This window comes from Gluconobacter sp. P5H9_a, from assembly GCF_018812085.1.
Lineage (GTDB): Bacteria > Pseudomonadota > Alphaproteobacteria > Acetobacterales > Acetobacteraceae > Gluconobacter.
The window spans coordinates 1-19275 of the sequence record NZ_JACRVW010000004.1 but is presented as its reverse complement, the minus strand read 5'-3'; the positions used below and the strand labels follow the sequence as shown (position 1 = coordinate 19275).

Here is a 19275-nt window from a genome sequence, read left to right as displayed (position 1 = left end):
GTTTATTTCAGATCGGCCTCAGAACGGACCGTGCATGCTGCGAGACCAGACGGCGCAGGGCGGACAAATCTGTCAGGGTCTGGTTATGCAGCCCGCGAACGCTGTCATGGGCGGCATAGAACCGGCGCGCACCCGTTGCGCTGACCAGAATGGCAACGCCGAGAAAAATACCATTGATTTCGATAACTGTGGAACCAAGCATGACGTCGAACCTTAAAAGCGCCCGACATCTGTGTGCTGTCGGGAAATTACGAATGAAAAGAGAAAGAATTCCGGCGCGCGGAAAGTCTGCAACACGGTGGTTGCCAGCAGCACATTCGACACATCATCAGGATGCCCTTCCGGTGGATCAGTTCATGCTCTCATAACGGATGAAACGTCGGATCGTCAATATATTACGATAAACAATAAGTGATTCAAAAAATCATATATCATATTACTTTTATTTATCGTTTTTTAAGGCCAAATTCCATCCTGCCCTTTTCCACGTCCTGTGATACAGAAATGATATGAACAAAAAGGCCTTGTCTTCCCCCGCTCCCTTCGAAGGTTATGCCGCTCCGCGCGGTAAGGTTTACAACTCATTCCTGGAGACAGTCGGGGGCACGCCGCTCGTTGCACTGCCCCGCCTGACGGAACAGGAAAAGCTGCAGGGACGCCTCCTGCTGAAGCTCGAGTTCTTCAACCCGTTAGGCTCCGTCAAGGACCGTATTGGCGTTGCCATGCTCCGCGATGCCGAGGCCCGCGGGCTGATCACGCCGGGACGGACAGCCCTCATTGAGCCGACATCCGGCAATACCGGCATTTCCCTAGCTTTCGCGGCTGTTGCGCTAGGGTATCGCCTGATCGTCACCATGCCGGAAAGTGCCTCCATTGAGCGGCGCAAGATGCTGCGTCTCATGGGCGCGACAACCGAGCTGACACCGGCAAATGACGGAATGGCCGGTGCCATCCGCCGGGCAGAAGAGCTGATGGAAACGCTGCCTGACGCATGGATGCCAAGTCAGTTTGAAAACGACGCCAATCCGGCAGTTCATGAGCAGACAACCGCGTTGGAAATCTGGAACGACACTGCCGGGCAAGTGGATATGGTTGTAGCCGGACTGGGCACTGGCGGCACAGCTTCCGGAATTGCGCACGGCCTCAAGAAACACAACAAGGCGATCAAGGTCTTTGGTGTAGAACCACGGGAAAGCGCCGTTCTACATGGTGATGAACCCGGCCCCCACGGTATTCAGGGTATTGGCCCCGGATTCCAGCCGGATACTCTGGATCTGCGGGCACTGGATAGCGTGATTGAGGTTTCAGAGCAGGAATCGCTGACAACAGCGCGTCTTTGCGCCGCCGTCGAAGGCATTCCCATCGGAATTTCCTCTGGCGCCGCACTCTATGCTGGCATGAATTTGGCCAAGAAAACCGCCAATCGCGGCAAGACGATTGTCGTTATCGCCCCGTCTTTTGCGGAGCGTTATCTCTCCACACAGCTTTTCGACGGACTGGCCTAAAAACGTTAAATAAAATAACTTTATAATATAGTTATTTTATTTAACTCTGATTTATGTTCGTTATTAATCCAGATCACAAATCCTGATCGGGAATTGTTCCCCGGTCAGGTTTCTGGAGGCTTTGGGCATGAACCTTTTCTCTGGCCGCGCAACTGCTCTGGACCTAGCAGCGAGTGCTCGAGCGCTTTCCTTTCAGCACTCGTCTGAAGAGACGGTTCTTGCCGCCGAATTTCATCACATCAAAACACAGTTCACGCCTTTGCTCGTGCCAGGACTTTTCGGTTCCGGACAGCACCACTGGCAGACCCGATGGGAAACTGCTTTTGGCCTGCCTCGCCTGAATCAGACAGACTGGGAAAACCCGACCCCGGAAGAGTGGGACGCTGCACTGACGCAGGCCATTCAGCAGGCTGAAAAACCTGTCCTTCTGATCGCCCATAGCCTTGGTGCGGTCCTGACCATGCGGTGGCTCGCACAGCATGAGTCCTCCAATGTCGCTGGTGCGTTCCTCGTTGCGCCAGCGGATATTGAGCATACGACGCACCCGGAAGCATCTCGCATCAACGCGTTTGCTCCACTTTCAGAGGCTCCCTCTCCGGTTCCCGTCGCCATGATGGCCAGCCGGAACGATCAGTGGCTTTCCAACGATCGTGCCCGGCTACTGGCACAACGGTGGCAGGCCGAATTTACGGATGCCGGTCTGACAGGACATGTGGGGAGTAATGATTTTCTGGGGCTCTGGAGCCATGGCGCCAGAACCTTTATCTCCTTTGTTCAGCGCCGCCTCACGACACCAGCTCAGTGAGAATGTGGTTTCCAGCGGTTCAATAATAGGGAATTACTAACGACTGAGACTGAGCTCATGGCCATGGCTGCACCCGCGACAATCGGGTTCAGCATGCCCAGTGCGGCCAGTGGCAGACCCAGAACGTTATAGATAAAGGCAAAGAACAAATTTTGCCGGATCTTCGAAAGCGTAGCCCTGGATAGGGAAATGGCATCCAGAACGGCCGCCAATTCACTCTTCATAAGCACGACATCTGCCGTATCCAACGCAACGGCAGAACCGGCCCCGACGGCAAAGCCCACGTCCGCTGCTGCCAGGGCCGGTGCATCATTGATGCCATCCCCGACCATCCCCACAACAGCACCTTCAGCACGATATTTCGTCACGCTTTCAGCCTTGTGCTGCGGCAAAACGCCAGCAAGGTAATTATCCACGCCAACCTGCCGCGCAACAACAGCTGCGGCACGCTCATTATCGCCCGTCAGCATGACAACCTTGATTCCACGCGCCTTCAGCGCTGCAACCGTTGAAATGGCATCCGGGCGAAGGCCATCCCCCAACGCGACGATGCCAAGCAAGCGTCCTCCCGCGGCGACCGCAATTACGGTCTGCCCTTCATTTTCGAGCGCCGCCACAGGAAGAGCATCCAGGCTGTAGCCGGTCTGCGTGAGATAGCGCGGAGATCCGAGCAAAGCTGCCTCTCCGTCAATCTGTGCCTCAACGCCTAGGCCTGGGATGGCCTTGAACCCATCCACACTCGAAATCGTCGCGTGGTGAGTTGAGGCATAGTCCACGATAGCCCGAGCCAGAGGATGCTCGGAATTCTGCTCCAGCGATGTGGCCACGGCCAGCAGGCGGTCAGCCGAAACGCCCTCAGCAGGATGCAAACGGGTGACAGTCGGACGACCTTGCGTCAGGGTTCCAGTCTTATCGAGAATGATTGTCGTAAGTTTCTCGGCTTGCTCCAGCGCATCTGCATTCCGGAACAGGATACCATTCTGGGCCCCTCGCCCTGTCCCGACCATGATGGCCGTCGGTGTAGCCAGACCAAGCGAGCAGGGACAGGCAATGACGAGAACAGAAACCGCTGAAATCAGGCTCCATGTCATGGAACCTGTGACCAGCCATCCGATCAGGAAAGTCGCGACAGCGAATGCGACAACGACGGGAACAAAGATACCGGAAACACGGTCTGCCAGTCTCTGGACATTTGCTTTCGATCCCTGCGCCTGCTCGACCATGCGAACAATCCGCGCCAGAGCGGTATCCGAGCCAACACCTGTTGCCTTCACCCGAAGCATACCGTTCGCGTTGATCGTCCCGCCGAAAACTTCACTCCCGGCCTGCTTCAGCACCGGTAAGCTTTCGCCCGTCAGCATGGCTTCGTTCACATCGGACGCACCATCCAGCACTTCGCCATCCACCGGGACACTCTCGCCGGGCCGGACGACAAAGATATCTCCGGTGTGCATATCAGCTACCGCACGATCAACCAGAACACCGTCCCGCTCGACATGTGCGGTTTGCGGCTGAAGCTGCAACAGGCTTTCAATCCCCGCACTGGTACGCACTTTGGCACGCGTTTCCATCAGCTTGCCGAGTGAAATCAGAGTGATGATTGCACCGCTGGCTTCAAAATAAACTGGCTGGGGCAAGTGCAGGATCGCCACCAGGGCACTAAACAGATACGCGATGCTCGTTCCCAGAACGACCAGCACATCCATGTTCGCCGATCCGCCCCGAACTGCATTCCAGGCCCGGCGATAAAGATGAGCGCCACAGACGAACTGCACCAGCGTCGCACTTACAAACTGAACCGCAAGCGGGACTGTCTCCATACGCCCCAGCAACATGCCGAACATCTCAATGAAAAGCGGTAGTGCAAGTACGAATGTCAGCAGAAAGCGGTTTCGCTCCCGACGCCACACAGCTTCACGCTTTGCCTTCGGATCTTCGCGCTTGCCTTCATCCAGACGAGATGCCCCAAATCCAGCCTTGGCGATTTTGGTCGCAAGATCGTCAGGCGTCACAATGCCTGGAACATAAGTGACATGCGCACGCTCGGCAGCGTAATTTACGCTTCCCTGCACGGACGGCATGCGGTTCAGGACCTTTTCAATCCGCGCAGCGCAGGCAGCGCAGGTCATGCCCGTAATTGCGAAGTCCACACTCTGCTCATCCACCGAGAAGCCGGCTTTGCGCACTGCGGCAATAACGTCCCCGACTGTGGTGCCTGAGCCTTCCAGCTCGACCTGCGCACGCTCAGACGCAAAATTGACGGCTGCCTGAACACCGTCCTTGCGGTTCAGAACTTTCTCGATCCGCGCAGCGCAGGCCGCACAGGTCATTCCACCAACTGGAAAACTGACCGTTTGTGACATCTGGGACTCTCCTGAGCGGACGGAATTCGCGAAGCCACAGGCTCCAAAACAAAGGGGAATAATATACCCCCATATGGTATTATAAAAGACGCTGAACAGTTACGCTTTTTTCGCGAAGAATCATTTCCTGGCCATGAAATGCTTTAAGGGCTGCGTGATGCGCAACACTGATGAGGGTGATGTGAGGCAGGCGTTCAAGGAGGCGAGCATAAAGATCAGCCTCGTTCTTCTCATCCAGAGCAGACGTTGCTTCATCGAGGAACAACGTGGACGGTCGAGCAAGAAAAACCCGAGCAAATGCCAGTCGTTGCTGCTCTCCCGGAGATAACACGTCTCCCCAGGCCGCTTCATTCTCCAGATCTGTCATAAGGAACGCCAGATTTGCCGCCAGAAGCGCCTCTTCACAGGCTTCACGGGCATAGCGATCCGGGGTTGCCGGATAGCTAAGGGCCTGAAGCAAAGAGCCAGCCGGAACATAACTGCGCTGAGGCAGGAACATGGCATCGCGCATATTGAAAGAAATATGCCCCGTCCCCTGCGTCCATAGTCCAGCGAGAGCCCGTAGCATAGTGCTCTTCCCTGCCCCGGATGGCCCGCTAATGAACCATCGCTCTCCCGCAGGAATATGGAGGCTTCCTATATCCGCGATGCGAGAGCCATCAGAGCGATCCAAAGACAGAGCTTTAATTTCAATCCCATCGGCATCTGTCGGCTCCCGCACGATGCCACCCGCCGGAAGGCTCACAACAACACGCTCAAACTCTCCTAGACGCTGAAGGATGGAGCGAAGCGTTGCCAGATCCGTGTAATTTTCGATGAACCATTGTAGGCTTCGACGAACATTCATGAATGCTGAATTGATTCGCGAATACAGACCAAACGTCAGAGCATGTGCCAGCAGCTTCGGCACAAGCAGCGCCCACAAAACGATATTAACGCCACCCGTATAGAGTTCGACCACAGTATTGGCGCGCCAAGTATAGGTCATGACACTGCGCCAGTTTTTGGCAATACGGTTCAGGCATTCAGACAAACGGAAGTGCTCCGCAGCCTCTCCACCATAGAACGCGATCTGTTCTGCGTTACGGCGAACATCCAGCAAGGTCGCGCGTAAATCAGCATCGTAATGCTGCTGACGATAATTAGCGCTTACGAGGGGGCCGCCTGCTTTTTCAAGCACGAACGAGACCAGAAGAATGGAAATCGTCGTTCCGAAAAACATGTATCCGGGAATGACGATGTGCCAACCATGCCAGACAAATGAGAGCGTTCCACCGATCGTCCAAAGCACGACCGCAAAGGATAAAAAGGTTGTGACAGCCTGAATGGCTTCCAGCCCGAGGCGGAGCGTCCAGACGGTCATCTGAGCCAGATCATCGGCAATACGCTGGTCCGGGTTATCCGCCCGGTTCTGACCATGTTCCAGATGATAATACGCGCCATCAGAAAGATATTGGCGTAGGTAGACCCTTGTATTCCACAGGCGCCAGCGCATGGAGAGCACCTGTGTCATATATTGCTGGATGACTCTCATTCCTGCGCTAAGCGACGTCATCAGAATATAAATGGGCAGCAACGCAATGCAGGCCGCAACACGGTACGCGAACATCGTGTCAAAAAAGGTCTGGTCCCATTTCCCAAACCACACTGCGACCTGAACATCCAGGAAGGATAAGCCGATAATGCTCCCCAGAAGGCCCAGCGCCTTCCAGCGATCTTCCGACCGCCAGTAGGGGAGTAGAACCTTCCAGTCAGAAAGAGAATGTGGGGGTGTCGGGGGTTCAGTATGTGCCACGAAGTGTTGCCATGAAACTGCGGGGAGCGGCCGGGAAGTTAAACTGCCAGACGCCGCTGGCACGCTCATAGTAATAGCGGTCTGTCAGGTTATAGGCGTTCAGCTGAAGTTTGAGATGCTTGTTGAACCGGTACCCAATGACGCTGTCGAGCGTCATGTAACCGCCCTGAACTGTCGTGGCATAACTGCCCCGAAGATTGCTGTATGCGTCCAGCCCAGCGCCAAAGTTCAGTCCCTTCAGACGACCTTGCTGCACATTGTAATGCACCCAGGACTTGAACATGTGATGCGGTGAGAAAACACCCCCGAAGTCTGAAACTTTCGGGTTGGAAACCTTGGTATCCAGATATGTGTATCCGATGGAGACATCCAGTCCCGGCAGGATCTGGCCATCCACCTGCGCTTCCCAGCCTTGCCGACGGATTGGGCCGGTCGTGATGTAAAAGCTGGTGTGATCCGGGTCCTGCACAGGCTGGTTCACACTCTCCATACGAAACAGGGCTGTCGAGATGTTGAGGCGCCCGTGGAAGTACTCGCCTTTAAAACCCGTTTCGACCTGATTGCCCTGCTGTGGCGTCAAACCTTCTCCGTTGAAGGTCAGCCGCCCCACAGAAGGTGTGAAGATGCTGGCATAGCTGGCGTACCAGGAGAGGTTGGGCGTGATCTGATACACCGTGCCGAGATAGGGCGTCAGTTGACCATGAATATTCGCCGTGGTTTTCCATGGGCTTTCCGGAGACGGACTGCCATCCCGCGTCTTTTCGGAAAAGCGTGACACCCGGCCGCCAAGAATCAGCGAAAGATGATGGATCAGTTCAAGACGCAATTGACCATAGAACCCCCACTGATAAGCATTGTCGTCTGTGCCTTCAGCCCCGTCTGCCGGATTATAGGTAATACTGCCTGCGGCCGGTTTCTTTACGACCGCCGTATTGTTGATGCTGACATCAGAGTAGAGCGCATCTGAATTTACAGCTCCGTAGGCAACATGTGTGTTGTAGGCGTTATAATTAAAGCCCAGCAGCAAATGATGCGTCCGGTGCAGAAGGCGGAAGCTGCCTGTTGCGTAGATGTCCGCAGATCTGGAGGTGTTCGTACCTCGGTATGGAAAGTTTCCAGCGTCCTTGTAGGTCAGGCGCCCTGTCTGGGTATCAATGTTGGTCCACGGCTCATTATAAAGCGTGTTGTAGCTTTGGTCGTAGAATGTCCCACGTGCTGTGACGCTCCAGTCGCCCCAGAGCTTCTGCGTCAACGAGGCGATCGTCTGCTGGGTCGTGTAATTGCTGTAACCCCAGGGAGGTGTAGGGTTCGCATCCCGGCCGCCATACCAGAGCGTCCGCGTGGTCGTGACGGGGAGCCCGTAATAGGGTGCATCAATATTCTGCTTCTGGGCCGCATGAGACACAAGGAATGTGGTGGACGGTGTAATGTCCCATTCCAAGGCGCCATAGGCCTGCCACATCCGATTATGGGCATACTTGTAGAAGTAATCGTTGTCCTGAAAGACGTCGGCCGTACGGAACCGTAGCGTTTTGGAGCGATTGAGCGGAACGGTCAGATCAACATCGGCGCGATAATTATTGAAGCTACCAACCGAGGCACTTCCGCTTGCAGCAAAATCCTTGCCGGGCTTTTTTGTCACCTGATTGACAACGCCGCCAGCTCCGCCAGCGCCCTGTAATAACCCGGCCGACCCGCGCATAACCTCGATCCTGTCAAACATGGACAGGTCAAAGCTTGCATTGTTCAGCGTTCCAGCAGCGTTCGGCGTATTATCGATGGACGTCGTGAGCTGATAGCCGCGTGAATAGAAATTACTGTTGGCGGTAGAACCGGGAAGAACGCGGATGCCGTTGATCTGCCGCATGGCGTCCGTCATTGTCAGCATGTTGGAATCTTCCATGCGCTGCTGTGTGATGACAGAAATAGAGTGCGGAATATCCTTCAATGCGACGAGCGTTTTACCCCATGCCTCTACGGCGGGTGCGGTATAGGAGCGTGGCGTTCCATAAACACGCAGGTTCTCTGTTCCGCCGTCTACGGTCGAGGCCAGATCGGGGCTTTGGGCCACGGGTATTGTAGCAATAGCTGCTGTAGTTTCCGGAGAAACCATCGGCTTCCCGCAGACCTGCCGTCCCCCCGCATCTTTGTGCTGAATGCGGCAATGGGACATTTTCTGGCGTGTTTTCTCTCCGCGTTCAGCAGCCTGAGCATCAGGAACGGAGCCCATCAGGACAGTCCCGCAAAGAAGGGCAGACCCGGATACCGAGAACTTCAGGAAACGTCTGGATGCGTCGATGCCGTGATGTGTCATAAAACCTGCCCAGAAAAAATAACTCTGCCGCACAATTTGTTTCGATTTGACAATATAACGCTGCAGCATGACACCCGGACTGGTTTCACAGATTGAACCGGGTGTTGTGTACCGTGCGCCTCTCTGAAAGAGAAGGCGACGCGCTAGGAAACCAGGTCGAACCCTGTCTCTTCAACAGTTTCAGCCAGCCCCGCAGGAGTTGCCACGTCGGGATCGTACGCCACCGTAACCTGCCCCCCGGCCAGTACGACTGTAACCGATGAGACGCCGCTCACGTGTTCCAGCGCCTCGCGCAAACGCTTGGCACATCCTTCGCAGGACATTCCTTCCACTTTGAGATGTGCGGTCTGCGTCATGGTCATTTCCCTTCCGGCTTGTTCAGTATCCTTGGAATACTGCGATTCTTTCATACCCCTGTTGGGTATATGTTTTTCTCCTATGCGGTTTCCGGGCGGTTTTGAAATTAAAATCGTTAATATAACGTATTAAATAATGTGTACGGATGGGGGGTATCCAAGAGAAATCCTGCCTTCCTCCTTTTTGTGTATGCCCTGTGGGTGAAATCTCTCTTCCATTCATTCCCTGCCTGGGTATAGGGTCATTGCAGGAGGCAGGCGAAAGGACATCCAGACGCCTGTGGAAGACAGGGATCTGTGATGCTCAAAACGCATACCCGGACATGGCTTGGCATCATTGCTTGCCTGCTGATGCAGGTGGGACTGATGGCTGGTGCCTTTCCGGCGCATGCAGCATCACGGGCACACGCCATGGCCATGCCGCACTGCGCATCCATGACACACAAGACGTCTGATGCCTGCGACAAGCACAGTATGCCGGGCCTCGGAACTCCCATTCTCCATGATCATCACCACGCGGGGCATGGACAGGGCTGCTGCCACATCCATTCCGTGTCGGCTGAGCCTCTATTGACGCTTGCGAACACACCCTCGTTGTCGGCGCACCCTGCGATTGCCAGACGCTTTGCCCAAACCGGCCACACATCGCTGTCTGGAACAGACTGGATTCCGACGCCCCCTCCCCCCAAACAGCTGATTTCCTGAAACGACCCGATCCGCAGCTTTGCTGCGGCTGGAGTGTGCATCCGTGCGCTCCGGTTTTCCTGCACCGTTTCCCGGTTTTCAGCTGATGTCCAATTCATTCGACCCCATACGCCCCCTGACGCGGCGGCGTTTTGTTACGAGCCTCGGTGCGGGAGCCTGCCTAAGCGCCCTGCCTCACAAAGCACAAGCGAGCACTCGCACGTCTACAGGCCTTCTGCCTTCAACCCCTTCCAATATCTGGGATCTGAAGGTCAGCCGAACGCATATTTCTCTCGATGGAAAATCCATGCACGCCCCCAATATTGGCGGAACAGTGCCTGGCCCCATCCTGCGCTGGAAACAGGGCGAAACCGTTACACTGAACGTCTCAAACGCGTTGGATGAAACAACGTCGATCCATTGGCATGGCATCCGCGTCCCGTCCAATATGGATGGCGTGCCGGGCCTGAGCTTTGCGGGCATCCCACCGGGCGAGACTTTCAGCTATCGCTTTCGCCTGCATCAGAGCGGCACATACTGGTATCACAGCCATTCCAACATGCAGGAAGCGATGGGACTGTATGGCGCCATCGTCATTGACCCCATTCGTCCTGATCCGAATGCCTGCGACCGGGATTATGTCATCTTTCTGGGAGAATGGACGGATGTCATGCCCCATGACATCGTCAGCAATCTCAAAATGCAGGATGACTATTACGTCTTCCGTCAACGCACGGCCGCATCCTTTCCCAAAGAAGCCCGTGACGCAGGGAGCGCCATGGCCGCTCTGAAGAACCGGCTTGCCTGGTCCCGGATGAACATGGCCGCAACCGATATCGCGGATGTTTCAGGCGCTATCTACACCTATACATTGAACGGCAACGCGCCAGACATGAACTGGAACGGCCTGTTCCGCCCAGGCGAGCGTGTGCGTCTGCGCTTCATCAATGGCGCCACCATGACGCTGTTTGACGTGCGGATTCCCGGGCTCGAAATGCTCGTCGTTCAGGCGGACGGCAACGACGTGGAACCAGTTCCGGTTGATGAATTCCGCATCGGCGTGGCGGAGACATATGACGTCATCGTTCAGCCCAAGGAAGACCGGGCCTATACGATCTTTGCTCAAAGCGAAGACCGAACAGGCTTTGCCCGCGGCACACTGGCGCCTCGCTCGGGCATGAGTGCACTGATTCCGCCCATGGATTCACGCCCCGTCCGCACCATGGTCGACATGGGTATGGGCAACATGAAGCCGGGAGAGAGCATGGACCACATGACGATGCCCGGAATGGACCATGGCACGGACATGAAGAACATGCCTGGAATGGATATGTCTCACATGGACATGAGCCATATGGGGCATATGTCCATGCCAAAAATGGAAATCGACGATCCTGGGCCGCCGCCGATTAATGTCGAAAACCAGAACGTCGCAATGATGCCGATTGATCGGACAAACAGCCCAGGGGATGGGCTGGAAAACAATGGCCGACGCGTCCTGAATTATGGGCAGCTTCGCGCGACACGACCGGGTGCAGACCGCAGGCCTCCATCACGTGAGATTATCCTGCATCTGACGGGAAACATGGATCGTTATATCTGGGGCTTCAATGGCCGAAAGTTTTCGGAATCTGGACCAATCCGCCTGAAAAAAGGAGAGCGCGTCCGCTTCACACTGATCAATGACACCATGATGGAACACCCGATCCATCTGCATGGCCTATGGAGTGAACTGGAGAACGGACAAGGCGATTATCGCCCTTACAAACACACCATCATTTCACAACCGGGATCTCGCATGAGCTATCTCGTGACGGCAGATAGTCCCGGCATGTGGGCCTATCACTGTCATCTGCTCTATCACATGGATCTGGGCATGTTTCGCACCGTGGTGGTGTCATGAAAGCCGCATGGGCAGCAACCATGCTTCTGGCTGGAACCGGGATGGCTCATGCCGAAGACACCACGCAGTATCACGCCGCGGATGCTCCGGTTCCGGGCGCGGTCACGCATCTTGGCAACATCATGCCCGTGATGATGGACCAGAGCAGCTGGTTCCATGGCATTCTGGAGCAGGCAGAAGGGCGCTATGCCCCCGCCGGCACTGATTTCCGCTGGGACGGTGAAGTCTGGTACGGCACGGATTATGACCGACTCTGGATCAAGTCTGAAGGCACGCTTGAGAAAGGACACCTGAGCGACGGCCAGCAGGATATTCTCTACAGCCGTGCCATTTCCACATACTGGAACCTTCAAGGCGGCGTGCGTGTTGACTTGGATGATGGCCCGACCCGGACGTGGGGGGCCTTCGGTATTCAAGGGCTGGCCTTATACCAGTTCGAGTTTCAGGCCACAGGGTATGTCAGTGATCGTGGGCGCTTTGGTGCCCGCGTCGAGGGATCATACGACTTCCTGCTGACCAATCGCCTTATTCTCCAGCCTCAGGCGGAGTTCAATCTCTATACGAAGTCTGATCCAGCCCGACAGGCAGGCGCAGGCCTGTCAGACGTCGATGCCGGGCTCAGGCTTCGTTACGAGCTATGGCGAAAGTTCGCGCCTTATGTGGGCGTCACATATTCCGGCCATCTGACACAGGCCCGCAGGATCGTACGGGATCAGGGCGAGAAGCCCGGCTCGGTACGCTTCAGCCTCGGTATCAGAAGCTGGTTCTGATCTTCACTTTTCAGGAGTTCTCATCATGAAAAAAGCTCTTCTCACTGCTTCCGCTCTTCTGTTCGCCACAGCGGCATATGCTGCCCCCAGCCACACAGCCGAACCAAAGGCACCAGTGGCCGTAAAGGCAGATCCTCTGGCAGGCCTGACCATGGATCAGCAGATGGAACTCTGCGAGCGCCTTGAAACCCTCAAGACGCAGAACAAGCCCCTGGCCCCGAAGATGCAGCAGCAGCTCAAGGCCTGTCAGGCGATGAGCATGGACGCTCCTGCTGATTCAGCACCAGACGCGACACAGGACCGCTAAATCCGGCGGTGAAAAGAAGAGGCGTCAGCGCATCATCCGGCGCACGACCTGCAAAAGCTCGTCAATCGCCTCTTCGCCGCCGTCCGTCTGCACGGCTTTCCTGACACAACCATTGGCGTGCGTGGACAGGATCTGGATGGAAACACCATCCAGCGCGGATTTAATAGCAGAGATCTGTGTGAGAATATCAACGCAGTAACGGTCATCCTGAACCATGTTCAGGATACCACCAACCTGACCTTCGATCCGACGAATGCGGTTCAGCAGCGCCTTTTTCTGAGGTTGTTCAACGCGCTTCTCACCGGGTGCCTCACTGGTGGCACAATGCACACAGCCGTCTGCCGGAATCTCGTCTTCTCTCGTCATACTCTTCATAGGTCACGGCTCCTCTGCGGTCATGCGAAGGCGTTCATAGCATCTCCACGCTCATATCAGACGGGCTATTTCTGGCGTTCTTGAGGCGGCCCACATGATATCACGCAAGAAAAATCCTGAGGCCCACAGTCAATAAGTAAACTGTGGATGCAAATAATTCTCATCTCTCTCTTTTCGCTCCCGCCGGATGAGCCTATCTAGGGAAACGGCCAGCACGCCCAAGGGAGAGCTGGGAGGCACTGGGATAAGAAACTGATGTGGTATCTGAATACACTCTCCAAAGGAGATCATGCCATTATTGATCGGGTCGAAGAGCTGACACTGGCAGACCCCATTTCTGCCCGCCTCGGTGAACTTGGCTTTGTTCCGGGCGAGAGAGTGGAAATTGTGGCGACCGGTCCAATCGGCGCAGACCCTATTGCTGTTAGTCTTGGCACGTCCCGTTTTGCGCTCCGCAAAGGAGAAGCAGCGCGTATTGTTCTGCGCCGCCCAGTCTGACCATCATAATGACGTCTCCCGCCTCGCCGTCTCCTACGACTCATGTGTTACAGACTGCCCTTGTTGGAAACCCGAACTGCGGCAAGACTTCGCTTTTCAACCAACTGACCGGAAGCCGTCAGAAAGTAGCGAACTACGCTGGCGTCACTGTCGAGCGAAAAGAAGGCTTTTTCTCCACGCCGCAAGGTCGCCCGATCCGCGTTCTGGATCTTCCTGGGGCTTACAGTCTGGCCTCTACGAGCCCGGATGAGGATGTCACGCGCGATGTCTGTCTGGGTCAGCACCGTACTGAAAAACGTCCTGAACTTCTGATCAGCGTTATTTCTGCAACCAATCTTCGGCTGCATCTGCGCTTTCTGCTGGAACTTCGTCAGCTTGAAGTCCCCGTAATCGTTGCACTCAATATGATGGATGAAGCCAAGCGCAATGGCATGACCATCGATATTGCCGGGCTTGAGCAAGAACTCGGCATGCCAATTGTGCCTGTCATCAGCCTGAACAGGCAGGGTATTCAGCCTCTATTGGAAGCCTTGGACCGTCCTCTTCCACCCCCGCCAAAAGCGCTTGCCCCGGACGCGGACCTTCATGCCGAAGTCCGACGTCTGCTTCAGGCTTATGTTACGGATCGCTCTGCTGGTCATGCCAGGTTAGTCGATCGGCTGGATCGCTGGTTCCTGCATCCAGTCTGGGGCCCGGTCATTCTGCTGGTCGTGCTGTTTGTAATGTTCCAGACAGTCTTTGCCTGGGCCCAACCCCTCATGGATGCTCTGGAAAGTGGCATTACCATGCTTGGGGAGTTCATCCTCAGGCCACTGCCTGACGGTGTCTTGCGGAGCTTACTGGCTGATGGCGTTATCGCGGGCGCAGGAACAGTCATTGTTTTTCTACCGCAAATCCTGATTCTCTTCCTGTGGATTCTGGCCTTGGAAGAATCTGGATATCTGCCCCGTGCAGCATTCCTTCTGGACCGCGTCATGGCTTTGGCGGGACTGAGTGGCCGGTCTTTCATCCCGCTTCTTTCCAGCTTTGCCTGCGCCATTCCCGGCATTATGGCCGCACGCACTATCCAGAACCCGAGGGATCGACTGGTCACGATTCTGATTGCTCCACTCATGACGTGCTCCGCCCGTCTGCCAGTTTACACACTGCTGATTGGCGCATTCATCCCGCACAAAACAGTTCTCGGAATTTTTGGAATTCAGGGGCTGGTTCTGTTTGGGCTCTATGCTCTGGCGATCGTCAGCGGCATCATCGCCGCCCGCATCATGACGCGTGGCGTCAAATCAGAAGAACATCCACTCCTTCTGGAGCTCCCGCCGTATCGGCGCCCTAATCTCAAGAGCCTAGCGCTCGGTCTGTGGCAGCGTGCCGTGATGTTCCTGTCACGGGTTGGTACGATCATTGTATCGCTGAATGTCCTGCTCTGGGGTCTATCCAGTTTCCCGCTTCCCCCCGCCGGTGCGACCGGTGCGGCTATTGACTACAGCCTTGCGGGCCGGATTGGGCACCTGATGCTGCCGATTTTTGCTCCCATCGGTTTCAACTGGCAGATCTGCGTTTCCCTGATCCCTGGCCTCGCTGCTCGTGAAGTCGCCGTCAGCGCGCTTGCAACAGTTTATGCACTCGGGGTGAGTGAAGACGCTGCATCCGCAAAGCTTCTGCCACTTCTTTCAAGCCAATGGAGCATTGCTACCGCTCTCTCGCTTCTGGCGTGGTATGTTTATGCGCCGCAATGCATCTCGACTCTGGCTGTCATGCGACGGGAAACCCGGTCCATGAAAGTCGTTCTGGGAGCAACAGCGTATCTTTTTGGTTTGGCATATGTCGCAGCCTTTATCGTCTATCATGTCACCAAGGCTGTCGCAGGAGACGCATGATGATTGAAACAATCGTTGCCATGCTAATAGTCAGTATTGCAGCACTCTACTGGTATGCACGTCTCTTTCCAGTGAGCTGGGGGCGCCTGAAAAATGCGTGCGGCTTTCAGACACACACACCTGTTCCGGCCCCATCAAAAGGGTGCAGCAGTTGCAAAGCTTGCAGTGGAAAATCAGGAGGTTGTCACTAAGGGCGCCTCCCTTAGATTTCAGCGACACTGCTTCATGTGCAGGTCTGTGTTTTCCAAATCCTTAGACAAACCGGAACTTTGTATTCCCTACAAAATACCCGTACAAAACTCTGACCGTCCCCAGCTCAGAGTAAAAGTTCTTGTTCAAATTCAATTTTCTACCGAGCTCAGTCTTTAGTCGGGCAAAAGCTTATATATTTCCCCTTCTTCTTGGCATTACTCTGGCTTTATGGACGTTTCCTCTTCCCTTAATATCCGGGAAGCTTCCTCCTGTGGCTCAGGCAGCCCGAGGGGATGTCATCCAGCACATGATCGGACAAGCCTACTTCCTGAGGCAGGACTGGCATTTTCCTCTCCTTGTTGCAGACCGTCTGGTGGCTCCTGCTGGCACCAATATCGCCATGACAGACAGCATCCCGCTCGAGGCTCTGTTTCTTAAAGCACTGCATATTTTCTTTCCCGGAATGCAGCAGGGCATAACGTTATTTCTCGCCTTATGCTGGTGCCTTCAGCCCATTTGCGCTGTGTTCGCACTACGGTCGATGGGAGAGAAACGTCTGCTTCCTGCCATAGTCGTCAGTTTACTCAGCGCTTGCTTCCCAACGTTCTTGGCCAGAACTAGCCACACTGCCCTTTGCGCCCACTGGCTTCTTCTTCTCGCCATAGGGCTGTATTTCAGAGCTGTTCAGCCGCAGGGCTCCTCCAAGCCTACGTGGGTTCTGGCAGCGCTAACAAGTTTGACCCTTCTGGTGCATCCTTATCTGATGGTGATGGTAGGAGCGCTTCTGGGTGCAATTCCATTATCCATTTTCTTCAGAGAAAAACGCTGGAAAGCATGTAGGTCCAGCGCAGCAGCAGCCTTGGCAGCTGGAGCAAGCATTCTGCTGGCAGGAAAAGTTTTGGGCTACTGGGGTGGCGCCAGCGGAGGGGGCTATGGAATCTACTCCATGAACCTCGCATCACCGTTCTGGCCGGCCCGGTCCAGCCTGTTCTTGCAGGCTACACAAGCAGAAGCTGATGCCACCGGGGGCCAATACGAGGGATATCAGTATCTCGGAGCCGGCCTTCTCTTTCTCCTGGCCATGCTTTTATGTCGCAAAAAAGGATGGACCCTTTTCCGTCAGAGCATGACCCGAAATATTGGTCTTTTGCTTGCCTGTCTGGCTCTGACAGTCATTGCTCTCTCCAATAGAATATACTTCTTTCATACTTTGCTCTTCCAGACGCACATCATGGTTCCTGGCGCTGAACAAATGCGCTCATCAGGACGTATGTTTTGGCCAGTCGCTTATGTCATTCTCCTTGGAGCAGTCTGGGGCGTCTGCAAGGTATGGCCTCGGGGGGGGCCTGTCCTCCTCAGTCTGGCTGCTATTTTGCAATGGGTCGACACACGCGATTTACGTCAGTCTGACCGCATGGCTGAGGCTCAGTTGCTAAGCCCTCCATTAGCGGCTGATAGTCATTTGTTTGAAATAATGCATGCCTTTGAGCATGTTGAAATTTATCCTCGCCTTGAATGTGATGCCACAAGCCTTGAAGAGGATATGCCGCTTATCTATGCAGCCGCTTATCAGAACGCGTCCGTCAACACGATGTATACGGCTCGTTCACTGCCGGAAGGCGCATGCCATCTGGCCCAAGAAAATCCCCACTATCTCGACGATACAACCCTTATCATTCTTAATGGCCCGCACCGCCTGGCAAATGCATCGTCTTGGATTGACCGTACACAGGCCAGTTGCGGAGCAGTGAACACTCTCATTCTCTGCGCCAAAAAAAATCTAAATTTACCCTCTGTACCGTCCTCAACACCACTGCCTCTCAATCAGACAATTTTCACGTCATCAAATTACCCGCTCCACACAGAGCTTCTGGAAAGCGGTTGGTCCGGGTCGGAGGATTGGGGAACGTGGAATGAAGGACGCCAAGCCTTTCTGTTTCTTCCCGTACCTAAAGACACAAAAACGGTTACAGTGATTCTGAATTTGCAGGCGGCACCAGGAGAAACGAAAAAAGTAAAAGTGTCCTTACATGACCAGGTTTTAGCTGAGTGGTCTGTATCCCCAGAAAAATCAGAATATTCTGTAACAATTCCCACACTTTCTACCGAAAATATTCACCTAAAACTGGATATTGATCACCCAGTGCATTTGCCGACAGATCCACGTTTTTTAGGAATTGGAATTTCAAGCGTAAAAATAGTAACTCCAAACTGAAGAAATAATATCAGTTATAGGTTTTCCTCAAAACATAAATAGGGCGCTGCTTAGTCTCCATATAGATGCGCCCTATATATTCTCCCAACATCCCAATGCTAATAATTTGAACGCTACTAAAAAGAGTAATAGCGGCAAAAAGAGACGCATATCCTGGGACTGGATTACCCCAGAAAATTGTACGAACTACAATAAAGAAACCATACACGAGAGCACATAAAGCTCCCATTGTTCCAAGATAAGTCCAAAGACGTATGGGAATAGTTGAAAAGCTTGTGAAGCCCTCTAAAGCAAAATTCCAAAGTGAAAAACCTGAGAACTTTGTCGTTCCAGCTGAGCGAGGCAACCGCGCATAATCAACAGTAACGGTGCGAAAGCCTACCCACGCAAATAGACCTTTCATGAATCTCTGGCGCTCCGGAAGCCGCTTGAGCGCATCCACGACACATCTGTCCATCAACCGAAAATCTCCAACATTTTCGGGGATCTGGATATGTGAGATTTTACTGTTAAGCTCGTAGAACCAAGCCGCTGTCTTCCGCTTCAGAGTGCTGTCGGTGGAACGATCGACACGTCGCCCCAATACAACCTCAGCCCCTGCGCGCCAAGCCTCTACCATCTGAGAGATCACCTCAGGAGGATCCTGCAGGTCAGCATCAATGATAACAACAGCATCACTATCTGCAGCATCCAACCCGGCTGTTAATGCTGCTTCTTTACCAAAATTTCGAGATAGTTCGAGAATTCGAAACCTAGGATCTTTTTGTGAGAGATCTAATAATTGAGCGAGTGTGGCATCACTGCTTCCGTCATCAATACAGACGATCTTCCACTCTATTGAGGGAATTTTTTCTAAAACAGGAATGATCTTATTTGCAAAAATTGTGATCACACCTTCTTCATTATAAAAAGGAACGATCAAGGAAATAGTCTTCAACACACATTACATCCTTCGAAGTCTCAACAATCTTCAAAAGAGAGGGGATTTTTATTATTCGAATAACAATTCTCTGATAGGTTTTATTACAGATGTCAACAAAATATTATGTTCATTAACGGACGAATGCTAGTCGTTCATGCGTTTTCTGATGATTACAAGAGTCAGCCGATTGGGGGCTCGGGGTCTCGCGTGATTTGTGGTGTGATTCGGTAGGGCGCAACACGAAAACCCCCGCTGTCTCGGTGAGAGAGCGGGGGTTTTAGAACTGTATTGGTGTGGTTGCGGGGGCAGGATTTGAACCTGCGGCCTTCAGGTTATGAGCCTGACGAGCTACCGGGCTGCTCCACCCCGCGGTGGTGTATGTGATGTTGGTGTG

At 54.2% G+C, this 19275-nt stretch carries 17 protein-coding genes and 1 tRNA gene; 10 read left to right on the top strand and 8 right to left on the bottom strand.

Translation table 11 applies throughout. The features are described 5' to 3' along the window. Positions 1 to 7: 7 nt before the first annotated feature. A complete protein-coding gene (locus KP708_RS05620) occupies positions 8 to 202 on the bottom strand; it encodes a hypothetical protein (RefSeq protein WP_046900203.1) in 195 nt (64 codons plus the stop codon). Between the two features lie 307 nt (positions 203 to 509). On the opposite strand from KP708_RS05620, the gene cysK reads away from it, so the two are divergent. Both cysK and KP708_RS05610 read left to right on the top strand, forming a co-directional pair. Next, complete coding sequence (gene cysK / locus KP708_RS05615) at positions 510 to 1505, top strand: cysteine synthase A (protein ID WP_215749369.1); 996 nt, start codon at positions 510 to 512, stop codon at positions 1503 to 1505. 127 nt (positions 1506 to 1632) lie between these two features. Continuing rightward, entirely contained in the window at positions 1633 to 2310 is a 678-nt protein-coding gene (locus tag KP708_RS05610) for an alpha/beta hydrolase (protein ID WP_215749371.1), read from the top strand. Here the strand turns inward: KP708_RS05610 and KP708_RS05605 are convergent. The 4 genes from KP708_RS05605 to KP708_RS05590 form a co-directional block, all read right to left on the bottom strand. Beyond that, positions 2304 to 4673, bottom strand: coding sequence for a heavy metal translocating P-type ATPase (locus KP708_RS05605; protein ID WP_215749373.1), 2370 nt, complete (start codon positions 4671 to 4673; stop codon positions 2304 to 2306). The genes KP708_RS05610 and KP708_RS05605 overlap by 7 nt on opposite strands. A 79-nt stretch (positions 4674 to 4752) precedes the next feature. Beyond that, positions 4753 to 6468 carry an SbmA/BacA-like family transporter gene (locus KP708_RS05600; protein ID WP_215749374.1) on the bottom strand — a complete coding sequence of 572 codons (1716 nt, stop codon included), beginning with the start codon at positions 6466 to 6468 and terminating at the stop codon, positions 4753 to 4755. Further along, entirely contained in the window at positions 6455 to 8851 is a 2397-nt protein-coding gene (locus KP708_RS05595; RefSeq protein ID WP_215749376.1) for a TonB-dependent siderophore receptor, read from the bottom strand. Before KP708_RS05595 ends, KP708_RS05600 begins: the two co-directional genes overlap by 14 nt. Before the next feature lie 74 nt (positions 8852 to 8925). Beyond that, a complete protein-coding gene (locus KP708_RS05590) occupies positions 8926 to 9138 on the bottom strand; it encodes a heavy-metal-associated domain-containing protein (RefSeq protein WP_215749378.1) in 213 nt (70 codons plus the stop codon). A gap of 300 nt (positions 9139 to 9438) precedes the next feature. On the opposite strand from KP708_RS05590, the gene KP708_RS05585 reads away from it, so the two are divergent. The 4 genes from KP708_RS05585 to KP708_RS05570 all read left to right on the top strand — a co-directional run bounded on the left by KP708_RS05585 (position 9439) and on the right by KP708_RS05570 (position 12802). Continuing rightward, positions 9439 to 9843, top strand: a complete 405-nt coding sequence (locus tag KP708_RS05585; protein ID WP_215749380.1) for a hypothetical protein — start codon at positions 9439 to 9441, stop codon at positions 9841 to 9843. An 85-nt stretch (positions 9844 to 9928) separates the two neighbouring features. Next, entirely contained in the window at positions 9929 to 11725 is a 1797-nt protein-coding gene (locus tag KP708_RS05580; RefSeq protein ID WP_215749382.1) for a copper resistance system multicopper oxidase, read from the top strand. A 20-nt stretch (positions 11726 to 11745) separates the two neighbouring features. Further along, positions 11746 to 12495: a copper resistance protein B gene (locus KP708_RS05575; RefSeq protein WP_252347310.1), complete on the top strand. Its 750-nt coding sequence runs from the start codon at positions 11746 to 11748 to the stop codon at positions 12493 to 12495. A gap of 25 nt (positions 12496 to 12520) precedes the next feature. Further along, positions 12521 to 12802 carry a hypothetical protein gene (locus KP708_RS05570; protein WP_215749384.1) on the top strand — a complete coding sequence of 94 codons (282 nt, stop codon included), beginning with the start codon at positions 12521 to 12523 and terminating at the stop codon, positions 12800 to 12802. Positions 12803 to 12826: 24 nt separating this feature from the next. Here KP708_RS05570 and KP708_RS05565 read toward each other — a convergent pair whose 3' ends face one another. Further along, positions 12827 to 13168: a metal-sensitive transcriptional regulator gene (locus KP708_RS05565; protein ID WP_371822678.1), complete on the bottom strand. Its 342-nt coding sequence runs from the start codon at positions 13166 to 13168 to the stop codon at positions 12827 to 12829. A 264-nt stretch (positions 13169 to 13432) separates the two neighbouring features. Between KP708_RS05565 and KP708_RS05560 the strand changes: the two genes are divergently transcribed. From KP708_RS05560 to KP708_RS05550, 3 genes are all read left to right on the top strand, one after another. Continuing rightward, the gene (locus KP708_RS05560; RefSeq protein WP_046900211.1) at positions 13433 to 13675 is read left to right on the top strand and encodes a FeoA family protein; all 243 of its coding nucleotides are present in this window, start codon (positions 13433 to 13435) and stop codon (positions 13673 to 13675) included. Between the two features lie 8 nt (positions 13676 to 13683). Then, on the top strand, positions 13684 to 15552 hold the full coding sequence (locus tag KP708_RS05555) for a ferrous iron transporter B (RefSeq protein WP_215749385.1): 1869 nt from the start codon (positions 13684 to 13686) through the stop codon (positions 15550 to 15552). Between the two features lie 499 nt (positions 15553 to 16051). Continuing rightward, positions 16052 to 17959 carry a DUF6311 domain-containing protein gene (locus KP708_RS05550; protein WP_215749386.1) on the top strand — a complete coding sequence of 636 codons (1908 nt, stop codon included), beginning with the start codon at positions 16052 to 16054 and terminating at the stop codon, positions 17957 to 17959. Between the two features lie 10 nt (positions 17960 to 17969). Here KP708_RS05550 and KP708_RS05545 read toward each other — a convergent pair whose 3' ends face one another. Then, entirely contained in the window at positions 17970 to 18899 is a 930-nt protein-coding gene (locus KP708_RS05545) for a glycosyltransferase family 2 protein (RefSeq protein WP_215749388.1), read from the bottom strand. 105 nt (positions 18900 to 19004) lie between these two features. Here KP708_RS05545 and KP708_RS05540 point away from each other — a divergent pair, with 105 nt between their 5' ends. Next, entirely contained in the window at positions 19005 to 19112 is a 108-nt protein-coding gene (locus KP708_RS05540) for a superoxide dismutase family protein (RefSeq protein ID WP_215749390.1), read from the top strand. Positions 19113 to 19175: 63 nt separating this feature from the next. Here KP708_RS05540 and KP708_RS05535 read toward each other — a convergent pair. Beyond that, positions 19176 to 19252: transfer RNA gene (locus KP708_RS05535), tRNA-Met, on the bottom strand. Positions 19253 to 19275: the final 23 nt, after the last annotated feature.